This window comes from Paraglaciecola sp., assembly GCF_030730205.1.
Classification (GTDB): domain Bacteria; phylum Pseudomonadota; class Gammaproteobacteria; order Enterobacterales; family Alteromonadaceae; genus Paraglaciecola.
Window position 1 is genome coordinate 1 of the sequence record NZ_JANQVQ010000142.1, and the last position, 10150, is coordinate 10150.

The window sequence follows — 10150 nt, forward strand, 5'->3', positions numbered from 1 at the left end:
CATCAGAATCAACATAGGATTAGCGCCTCAAGGTAGCGTTTATGCACAACTGACCTTGCTGTGCCAAACTGCACACACTGCCACCTTAGCCTTACAGATGCAGCAATATAGCTTGTTGATCTTTTTTGCTCATGTTGTTTACCACCAACATAAATGAATTATCGATCATCCGTTCAATTTCGCCCTGCGGGATTGAACCATCGAGGATGAGGGTATTCCAGTGTAACTTATTCATGTGATAGCCAGGGCGTACTGCCGGAAAAATATCCCGTAACATCAACGCTTCTTGTGGCTCACATTTTAAGTTTAACCACCAACTCGGTGGTTTTTCAGGATGCTGTTTATCGATATTACCCAAGGATAACAAGGCAAACATTTTATGATTCACTTTAAATACACTAACACCTGCGCCAAAGGGGAAGTTTTCACTCGCCTTAGGTTTGTTGAGTAAATAGCTTTTTATCGATTCCATCATATCCATCCATAAAAAAGGGCAGTCACCTGCCCTATTTGCTAACGATTATTTTGCAATGATAGACGATTACTGCTTTAACAAATGCATCACGTTTACCAAGTCTTTTTTACCGTTAAGTATTTCATCTGGTGTTAGACCGTCGATTTCATGAGGGAAAACTAACCACTCATCAGACGTATGCACGTAGTAGTCAGGCACGATATCGGTTTTGTTATTTTGTGGTTTGTAATAGGGCGTCGCCACGCGCACATCGTGGGGCATGTTCGCGCGAGACAACTTTTTAATTTGCTTAATTAACGCATCAACACTGCGGCCAGAATCAAACACGTCATCAACAATTAATAAGGTATCGTCGGCATTGGCGTTTTCAATCAAATAATGCAGGCCGTGCACTTTAATGGTTTTAGATTGCTGGTCGATGCCGTAATACGAAGAAGTACGAACTGCGATGTGATCAGTGACCACTTTTTTAAAATCAAAATATTCTTGTACCGCAATACCAATAGGTGCACCACCACGCCAAATGCCTATAATAAAGGTGGGTCTGAAGCCATCTTCATATACTTGGGCTGCAACACGAAAAGAGTCTTCAAGTAATTGTTGTGCGGTGATAAACGTTTTTTCCATGAAATCTAACCTTTAAATGTGCCTGCTGAGACGGATTGCTTCGCTCATTACCAAGCATAAAACAATAATTAATCGCGCATTATAACCCTAAGTAAGCGTACTTTGTGACGCAATTATGAAAAAAACACGCTAGGCTGCTGAATCAGCGTTTATTCGTATTTAAGGGCTAAGGCTGGCTCGACTCTTACTGCACGAAATGCCGGATAAAGGCTGGCCAAAAAGCACAAGCCCAAAGACGTAGCAACCAGCACTAACACTTGCTGCCATTCAAGTTGAATGGGTAACCCTTGACCATCAGGGCCAAGATAAATCGGCAGGTTAAATAGCTCGATAATATTATTTAATTGAAATACCAGTAACAATCCCCCCGCCAAGCCCCATACGGTGCCTTTAATACCGTTGTACACGCCATTAAACAGGAAAATTTGCATGACCTTACTGCGCGTCATTCCTTGCGTGAGCAATATGGCAATATCCCCCTGTTTTTCAGTGACGACCATGACCAGCGCCGATACAATATTGAAAGCCGCCACCGCAATAATAAGCAGTAACATCAGGGACATCATATTCTTTTCCATCTTGACCGCATCAAACAAAGCTCCTTGCTGCGTGCGCCAATCTGTGGTGCGTAGTCCCTTTGCATTTAATTGCTGCACGATGGGTAAATAAGTAAACGCGTCATGCAAAAATAAACGGGTTGCACTGACATCTTGCACATTACTACGAATTAACTTAGCGGCATCTTCGATATTGAGTAACACCACTTTGTCATCTAAAGCAGAAGCCATATCAAACACCCCTACCACCGTAAATAAACGCTGGTTATATGTGCGGCCAAAAGGCCCAAAAAAACTATTTTTAGCGGCAAACAGACGAGTTTTTTCACCGATGGTTAAATTTAATTTACGGGCCAAAGCATGCCCAATAACTACACCATATTGACCTGCAACAAGGTTATTTAAACTGCCCACTAATAGGTTATTGGCGATGACTGAGTTTTGATTCATGACCGCCGGGTCAATGCCCTGCACCATAACACCTTGTAAGGCTGAGGGAGATTGCACTAAACCCTCATAATCTATTTGTTCGGCTTGAGCCCTTACTTCTGCAATTGCCGTATAATCTTGAGGGGTGTCTCGTTGAGTATCCTCATGTTGCACCAAGATATGCGGAGTGATCCCTAAGTTTCGTAGTTTCAATTCAGCTTCAAAACCGTTCATTACCGCTAATACGGTCAGTAAGGCCATCAACCCTAAAGCAATGCCTATCACCGAAAATAAATTAATAAAGGCAATAAAGTGACTACCTTTGGCGGCTTTTGCGTATCGTAAACCAATGAAGGCTGATAAAGGGTAATACATTTAGTGTGAAACTCGATTTAACAAAAAATAAAACATAATTAGTGGTTTACTGTTGGTATAGAGTAAATGTTAATGAATAATACGTGCTTGTTTTGACTCCCACAAGCAACTAAACCAATTGCTTGTCTATGACGAGCAGTGACTAGGAGCATTAATGCGAAATTTGACCTTGGCGCAGAAACATCAGCAGTTTGAAGAGTTTTTCATGATTAAACATGATCTTCACGTGAACATGCGAGTATTAGACAGTCATTTTACCCTACCTGAGCCCATTGATTTGCCGCAACACATGCCCTATGCGTTTAAAATTGCCAGCGAATTGGCAGCCATTGATAACAAAAGTTTACGCCACCTGCGGGGCTTATCTGATCATGCGAGCGAATTGGTAGAGTACTTAAATCATCAAAGCCGTAAAATTGATTTGATGATGTCTTTGATCCTGAAGCACGAAGATGACCCTGCGCTAAATTACAGCAGCGATAAGTTTGGAGGCGGTGGGATCATTATCAAAAGTAAACAAGCCTTAGATGTGGGTCTGCAGGTTGAACTGAAAATCTTTATTCCTGAAGAATCAGCGGCCATTTTTTGTTTTGCTGAAGTTATCGCGAATGAACTGATTGACGAATTGCATCATGTTTCGATGATTTACAGCTGTATTCGAGAAGAAGACCAAGATTTACTGGTTCGCGCCAGTTTGCATTTACAAGCCGCTAATTTGCGTAAACTCAAGCAACAAAAGAACGAACAACATTAATGACTTTAAGTATATTTACTCCACCACTACCGGCCAATAAACTAAAACAAAAAAACGACATTATTCACTGGCGTAATTTGCACGGCAGCAGTTTGGCTTTGTCTATTGCCAGTGCCGCCGAACAAATTAGTGGCCCCTTGTTATTGGTGACCGCGGATACGCCCAGCGCCATTAAGCTCGAAAAAGAGTTAGATTACTTTTTACTCCAATCTGAGATTGAGGTGCAGCTTTTTCCTGATTGGGAAACCCTGCCTTATGACAGTTTTTCGCCCCATCAAGATATTGTTTCACAGCGTCTTGAAACCCTATATCGACTCACCCAAAACGAACGTTGTATTTTTATTGTGCCCATCAATACTTTGATGATGCGCATGGCGCCAGTCGACTACATTGGTAAATATCTATTACTGCTTAAAAACGGTCAGACCCTAGATATTAATCAATTTCGCTCTGGCTTAGAGCGCGCCGGATATTTGCATGTTAATCAAGTAATGAGTCACAGTGAGTTTTCAATTCGAGGTAGTATTATCGATCTTTATCCAATGGGTAGTCGCCAGCCCTATCGGATAGACTTATTTGATAACGAAGTAGATAGCATTCGCTACTTTGATCCTGAAACTCAGCGTTCGGGTGACAAAGTGGCAGAGATTCGTTTATTGCCCGCACGTGAATTCCCCACAGACAAAGACTCGAGCCTGTTGTTCAGGCAACAATACCTTGAAAAATTTGACGCCAATAACAGCAAAGAATCGATTTATTATCAGGTAGGCAAAAACTTAATGCCCGGCGGAATCGAATACTACCTGCCCTTATTTTTCAAACAAACCGCAACCTTATTTGATTATTTGCATAACGATACGCTGGTGATGATGTTGGGCGATTTAAGCGCTGCGTGCGATTTATATTGGGCCGATGTGAATAAACGTTATGAGCAGTTACGCTTTAACTTAGCTCGGCCATTATTGCCGCCTGCTGACTTGTTTATGCGTAATGAAGAGCTATTTGCCGCCTTTAAAACATGGCCCCGTGTCACCATCGAGCAAAGCAGCAGTAAATCCCCAGTGGATGCGGATAGCAAAAGTGGCCATTTTCATTTTAGTACCAGTGCGATTGGCGACATTGGACTGAAACCACAGTTAAAAGAGCCTTGGTCATCGTTAAAAGAAAAAATGGTGCAATGGAAGCATCAAAAACTGCGGGTGTTATTCAGTGCCGAATCAGCAGGTCGGCGAGAGGGTTTACTCGAAATTCTGGCCAAGGCCAATATTAAACCTAAGAACTTTAGCCACTTTAACGACTTTATTACTGACAACGCCCCACTTGGGATTACTGTTGGCTCAATAGAGCACAGCTTCATCTTGCAAGACGGCAAACAGTCCGTGGTATTTATTACCGAAACTGAACTGCTCGGCCATAAAATCAGCCAACGCCGCTTACGTGATAAACGCCAAGCCACTGATGAAAATGCCATTATTCGTAATTTGGCAGAATTAGCCATCGGCCAACCTGTGGTGCACCTTGATCATGGTGTGGGCCGCTATTTAGGTTTGCAGACACTTGATGCCGGTGGTGTTACCACGGAATATCTAACCATTGAATATGCCAAAGAAGCCAAGCTATATGTGCCGGTTGCTTCTTTACACCTCATCAGTCGATATAGTGGCGGCGACCTCGAGCACGCACCGCTGCACCACTTAGGTAATGATACTTGGAGTAAAGCCAAGAAAAAAGCGGCTGAGAAAGTGCGTGATGTGGCCGCGCAATTACTCGACGTATATGCCCAGCGCGCCGCTAAACCTGGTTTCGCTTACAAAATAGCATGGGATGAATATCAGGCTTTCAGTGACAGTTTTCCCTTTGAAGAAACCCTCGACCAACAAAAAGCCATTAATGCCGTTATCCAAGATATGGGCTCTACTAATGCCATGGACCGATTGGTGTGTGGCGATGTGGGCTTTGGTAAAACGGAAGTGGCCATGCGCGCCGCTTTTTTAGCGGCAAATCAAGGCAAACAAGTCGCTATTTTAGTGCCTACTACCCTACTTGCTCAGCAACACTATGAAAACTTTAAAGACCGCTTTGTTAATTGGCCGTTTAGAATTGAAGTACTGTCACGCTTTGTCAGTAGTAAAGACAGTAAACAAACTGTAGAAGCGATAAAAGCCGGTCAAGTGGATATTGTGGTGGGAACCCACAAATTGCTGCAAGACGACATTAAATTTAAAGATTTAGGTTTGGTGATCATCGACGAAGAACACCGCTTTGGTGTACGTCAAAAAGAAAAGTTTAAGGCACTGCGAGCCGATGTCGATATTCTTACCCTCACAGCCACACCGATACCACGAACCTTAAATATGGCGTTAAGTGGCATGCGCGATTTATCTATTATTGCCACGCCACCCGCAAAACGTTTAGCCATTAAAACCTTTGTGCAACAGCGCAGCGATGACATAATTCGTGAAGCCATCATGCGTGAAATTTTACGTGGTGGTCAGGTGTACTTCTTACACAATGAGGTAGACACCATTGAAAAAGTAGCTGAAGAAATCGCCCAAATTGTGCCCGAAGCGCGTATCGCCATTGGCCATGGGCAAATGCGAGAACGGGAATTAGAAAAAGTCATGACTGACTTTTACCACCAGCGGTCTAACGTATTGCTATGTACCACCATCATTGAGACGGGTATTGATGTGCCATCAGCCAATACCATTGTCATGGACAGGGCTGATCATCTGGGCTTGGCGCAATTGCATCAATTACGCGGTCGTGTTGGACGGTCACACCATCAAGCTTACGCTTATTTACTTACTCCTCATCCCAAACGAATTACTAAAGACGCAGGAAAACGCCTCGATGCCATTTCGTCTTTAGAGACCTTAGGAGCAGGTTTTGCCTTAGCAACCCACGACTTAGAAATCCGTGGTGCCGGTGAATTATTGGGGGATGACCAGTCAGGCCAAATATCCAGTATTGGTTTTACCTTGTATATGGAAATGCTAGAGCAAGCGGTAGAAGCCTTAAAAGAAGGGCGCGAACCTTCTCTAGATTACGCCTTATCTACCCAAACCGATATTGATTTACGTATACCGGCGCTTTTTCCTGATGATTATATTGGTGATGTGAATACGCGCCTCTCCTTGTATAAAAAACTAGCTGGCTGCAAAGACGAGCGCTCTATTAACGAGTTGCAAATAGAGCTAATCGACCGGTTTGGACTATTACCGGAGGCGGCTAAAAATCTGTTAACTATTGCCCATTTAAAACTGCAAGCCAAAGTCATTGGTATCAATAAAGTAGAGGCCTACCCTACTGGTGGTGTGGTTGAATTTTCACAGCAAACCAAGATTGATCCGGGTTTTATTATACGGCTTATTCAGTCACAACCTCGTATTTATAAATTAGACGGCCCGCAAAAATTGAAATTTAACGTGCCTACTCAATCAGGGGCAGATAGACTTAAGTTAGTTTCAGATATGCTTACGCAATTTAGCCAACAAACAAGAGTCGCTTAATGTCTTCAGTCAAACAATCTCCCTTATATGTGCCGGTTTCGCCCTTAAAACAGGCGGCAAAGATGCTGTTGCTAGGGCTCTCTTTCGGCTTATGCCATCATCATGTCTTAGCTGCTGAGCAAGATTGGTGGTTTGATGTTGAAGTGATCATCTTCAAACATGATTCAAATTTAAGCGCCTTATCAGAAAAGTTTGCTCATCAAGCGATAAGTGCAGAGCCGACTAACGCTTTGGATTTACTGACGCCGTATTTACGTCCAGACTTAAGCTATCTGCGAGCAGGTTTGCCGTTTTGCTTAGCATCAAGTCGTGCTGAAAAACAAAAGCAAATCGACACAGGATTTATATTTCCTGCACCGAAAGATACAGAGATAAAAGCAGGGCAAGCGAGCGCCAATGACAGCACGAGCTTAGCTGCCACACAAGCAACAAATGTAGTAAATCCTCCGCAGCAAGTTGCTCTTAACAAAACGCTGCCTGTTGCAGATAATCGTGCAAGCAACGAGAGTGAATATGTTGCACAAGATTTATCGATAAATTGGCTGGAGTGGCAAATACCCAAGCAGCTTCCATGTGTATTTAAAGAGCAACTGACCTTACTGGCAAACCCCTTTAAAGCGCCTCCAGAAAATCCCAATTCCCTGCAAAATATTGCCAAGGTACCAGTTAAAATCAATGGTCGTAGCTTGCAGCACAAAGGTCAGGCTTTTTTACTTCCACAAAGCGAGCTCAATTTAAGCAATTTATATAACAGCATCAATCGTCAACGGGACCTTCAGCCTTTACTTTATGCTGGTTGGCGACAAGAGGTGAAATTTGGCCGCAATAAGGCCAAAGCGCTACGTTTATTTGCGGGGCAAAACTACGGCAAAACCTTTACCATCGAGGGCCGTTTAAAAGCCGATAACGCCCTTAGAGAACAAGACAGTCCTTATCAACCTACTGATGAGCTGTCGTCGCTGAGTGAACAAGAGTTGGCTGATCACAATACGGGGGCGGCAATGATGGCCAATCAAGCCTTATTTGCCGATATCTATGCCCAATTAGAGCAGTCAGACGAGCCCTTAGATCTCGAAACCTTTTTTGTCACGGCTAAAACAGAATCTTCTAACGACAAGCCCCTTAACTATGTGTACCAGCGAGATAATGAGATTTGGCAGCTTGATGGTGAGCTAAAGGTCTACTTGCAAAACGTAGGGCGCACTCCGTATTTGCACATCGACAGTCGTTTTGATTATCGACAGCCCGTATTTGACGCCGCATTACAACACAAAGCCAATACACAGAATACGATATTGCTAGGAGAACAAAACACCCAAGCCAATAAGCTCGAAAGCATCAACGTCAAACATTTCAAGCGAGTGATCAGCAAACAACTGCATTATTTCGATCATCCTCTTTTTGGCATGGTGGTCTATATCACCCGCTATCAATGGCCGGACGATCCACATCAGCCTGAAAACAGTAATTAATCCTAATTACCAGTTATAAGTCTGTTTCGCAGTAAGGAATAATATGAAAATTTACACTAAGGGCGGCGATAAAGGCCAAACCCAAATCTACGCGGATAAAGTTGTTAGACTGAGCAAAGATGATCAAGTACTGGAATGTTATGGCACCCTTGATGAGTTGAACGCTCACGTGGGTTTATTAACTAGTTACATTACGCAATCACATCCTCACTCCATTGTGGCAAGTCAGTTACCCGCCATTCAACAGAGTTTATTTCAAATTGGCTTTGCGGTTTCTGCTACAAGTAAATTAAATCAACAGGATGTAGCAAGCCTTGAGCACCACATTGACCAACTGCAATTGGTTTTACCTGCTCAAGTATCGTTTATTTTACCGGGTGGTTGTATGGCTGCATCTCAAGCCCACGTCTGTCGTACCGTCGCGCGTAGAGCGGAACGTACCTTGGTTGCCTTACTGGTAGAGCACCCTGTTCCTGAAGTGTGTTTGCAGTTTATTAATCGTTTATCTGACTACTTTTTTGTGGTCGCGCGCAGTCTGAATCATGAACTTGGCTTATCTGATGTTAAAGTGTGAGCCCTCTTTATAGCGTTTACGTAATATTCAGCATCTGAAATTAAATAAGCCAGCCCCTAAAACGGAAAAAGCCTGCCAAGTTTAACGTGGCAGGCTTTTTATATTTATTTAGACAGCGTCTGAATAAAAATTAGAACGTGTAGTTTAAACGTGCATAGTAATAACCACCTTGCCAGTCAACAATGTTGCTTGACCAGTAAACGTTACCACAGCAGTCATCACCGCCGGTATCTTTGTCTGGGTATTCATCAAAGATGTTGCGCGCACCCGCCGCGATACTCAAGTCTTCAGTAAGTTGATACTTAGCCTCGACATCAAAGAATACCGTTGAACCATATTCTTGAATGGTGGTGGCCGCTGAGTTAATTGCATTCTCGTAAGAACCATAAATATTGGCTCGCACTAAAATACTCAACATATCGAAATTGTGTTTTGCAGAGATAACCGCGCGCCAGTCGGGCGTGGCATTTTCTACATCAAATTGATCTTCTGCATTTAAGTAGTCAGAAGCATCAGAGTCAATTTCTGTTTTGTTATAGTTTAATGACGTGGTGAAAACCGTATCATCAAAGGTGTAAGTTGCCACTAAGTCCATACCCTGAGTAACCGTATCGAAGGCATTTTGAAAGTAGTTAACGCCACCGATTGAGTTTGCGCCAGCAACGCCTGCTGCATCAAGTTTTAAGTAGTTTTGGTACGCATCGCCACTCGTTGGATCTGTCGATACATCCAAAGTTGATACGGCGTAAAAACGATCCTCTAACTCAATTCGATAAAAGTCTAAGGTGATATTCAAGGCATCGACATTACCTGTAACACCTATGGCGTAGTTTAAAGACTTTTCAGGTGACAGCGGCTCTGCACCTAAGGCTTGACCAACTGGGCTGATTGCAGGAAACAAACCTGTTGCAACAGGTAAACCATTAGGTAAACGAGTCGACACGTTAGTGGTACCTTGCTGACCTGGTGTTGGTGCTCTAAAACCCGTACCCACAGATCCACGCAGATTAAAGTCGTCATTTAGTGTGTATCTAAAAGCCACTTTACCCACTAATTCTGAACCAAAATCCGAGTAGTCTTCATAACGCATTGCACCTTGTAAAAACAACGATTCAGAAACGTCAGAACTTACATCAACGTATACGCCAGCCATATCGCGCTCGTATTTGCCTGAATACTCAGGCGAATAACCCGGGAAGCCGTTTGAACCCACACCAACCACTTGATAAACCGCATCTGCTGTATTTGCACAATCCAAGCTTGAACCATTAGCAATAACGCCTAAACCCGCAGCCGTTGCAGCGCCGTCTTCACAAAATCCCCAAGGATCGGGCAAAGCATAAGGGCCAGCAGAATACGAAGCTTCATCACCGCC

General features: G+C 43.4%; 8 protein-coding genes. 4 read left to right on the forward strand and 4 right to left on the reverse strand.

Annotated features, from left to right (window positions below; translation table 11 throughout):
* Positions 1 to 91: 91 nt before the first annotated feature.
* The 3 genes from NWQ57_RS09950 to NWQ57_RS09960 form a co-directional block, all read right to left on the reverse strand.
* Entirely contained in the window at positions 92 to 481 is a 390-nt protein-coding gene (locus tag NWQ57_RS09950; protein WP_306021999.1) for an MmcQ/YjbR family DNA-binding protein, read from the reverse strand.
* Between the two features lie 60 nt (positions 482 to 541).
* Positions 542 to 1102 carry a phosphoribosyltransferase gene (locus NWQ57_RS09955; RefSeq protein WP_306022000.1) on the reverse strand — a complete coding sequence of 187 codons (561 nt, stop codon included), beginning with the start codon at positions 1100 to 1102 and terminating at the stop codon, positions 542 to 544.
* Between the two features lie 149 nt (positions 1103 to 1251).
* Positions 1252 to 2463: a lipoprotein-releasing ABC transporter permease subunit gene (locus NWQ57_RS09960; protein WP_306022001.1), complete on the reverse strand. Its 1212-nt coding sequence runs from the start codon at positions 2461 to 2463 to the stop codon at positions 1252 to 1254.
* 154 nt (positions 2464 to 2617) lie between these two features.
* On the opposite strand from NWQ57_RS09960, the gene NWQ57_RS09965 reads away from it, so the two are divergent.
* Genes NWQ57_RS09965 through NWQ57_RS09980 form a run of 4 tightly spaced genes read left to right on the forward strand, consistent with a single transcriptional unit; the run spans position 2618 to position 8775 of the window.
* Positions 2618 to 3217, forward strand: coding sequence for a PilZ domain-containing protein (locus NWQ57_RS09965; protein ID WP_306022002.1), 600 nt, complete (start codon positions 2618 to 2620; stop codon positions 3215 to 3217).
* Positions 3217 to 6729 (forward strand): transcription-repair coupling factor, encoded by a 3513-nt coding sequence (gene mfd, locus NWQ57_RS09970; RefSeq protein WP_306022003.1) that lies wholly within the window; start codon positions 3217 to 3219, stop codon positions 6727 to 6729. The genes NWQ57_RS09965 and mfd overlap by 1 nt, the downstream gene beginning before the upstream one ends.
* Complete coding sequence (locus NWQ57_RS09975; RefSeq protein ID WP_306022004.1) at positions 6729 to 8201, forward strand: CsiV family protein; 1473 nt, start codon at positions 6729 to 6731, stop codon at positions 8199 to 8201. Before mfd ends, NWQ57_RS09975 begins: the two co-directional genes overlap by 1 nt.
* 43 nt (positions 8202 to 8244) lie before the next feature.
* Complete coding sequence (locus NWQ57_RS09980; RefSeq protein WP_306022005.1) at positions 8245 to 8775, forward strand: cob(I)yrinic acid a,c-diamide adenosyltransferase; 531 nt, start codon at positions 8245 to 8247, stop codon at positions 8773 to 8775.
* A 130-nt stretch (positions 8776 to 8905) separates the two neighbouring features.
* On the opposite strand, the gene NWQ57_RS09985 is transcribed toward NWQ57_RS09980, so the two are convergent.
* The coding region (locus NWQ57_RS09985) for a TonB-dependent siderophore receptor (RefSeq protein ID WP_306022006.1) at positions 8906 to 10150 on the reverse strand (1245 nt) is incomplete at its 5' end.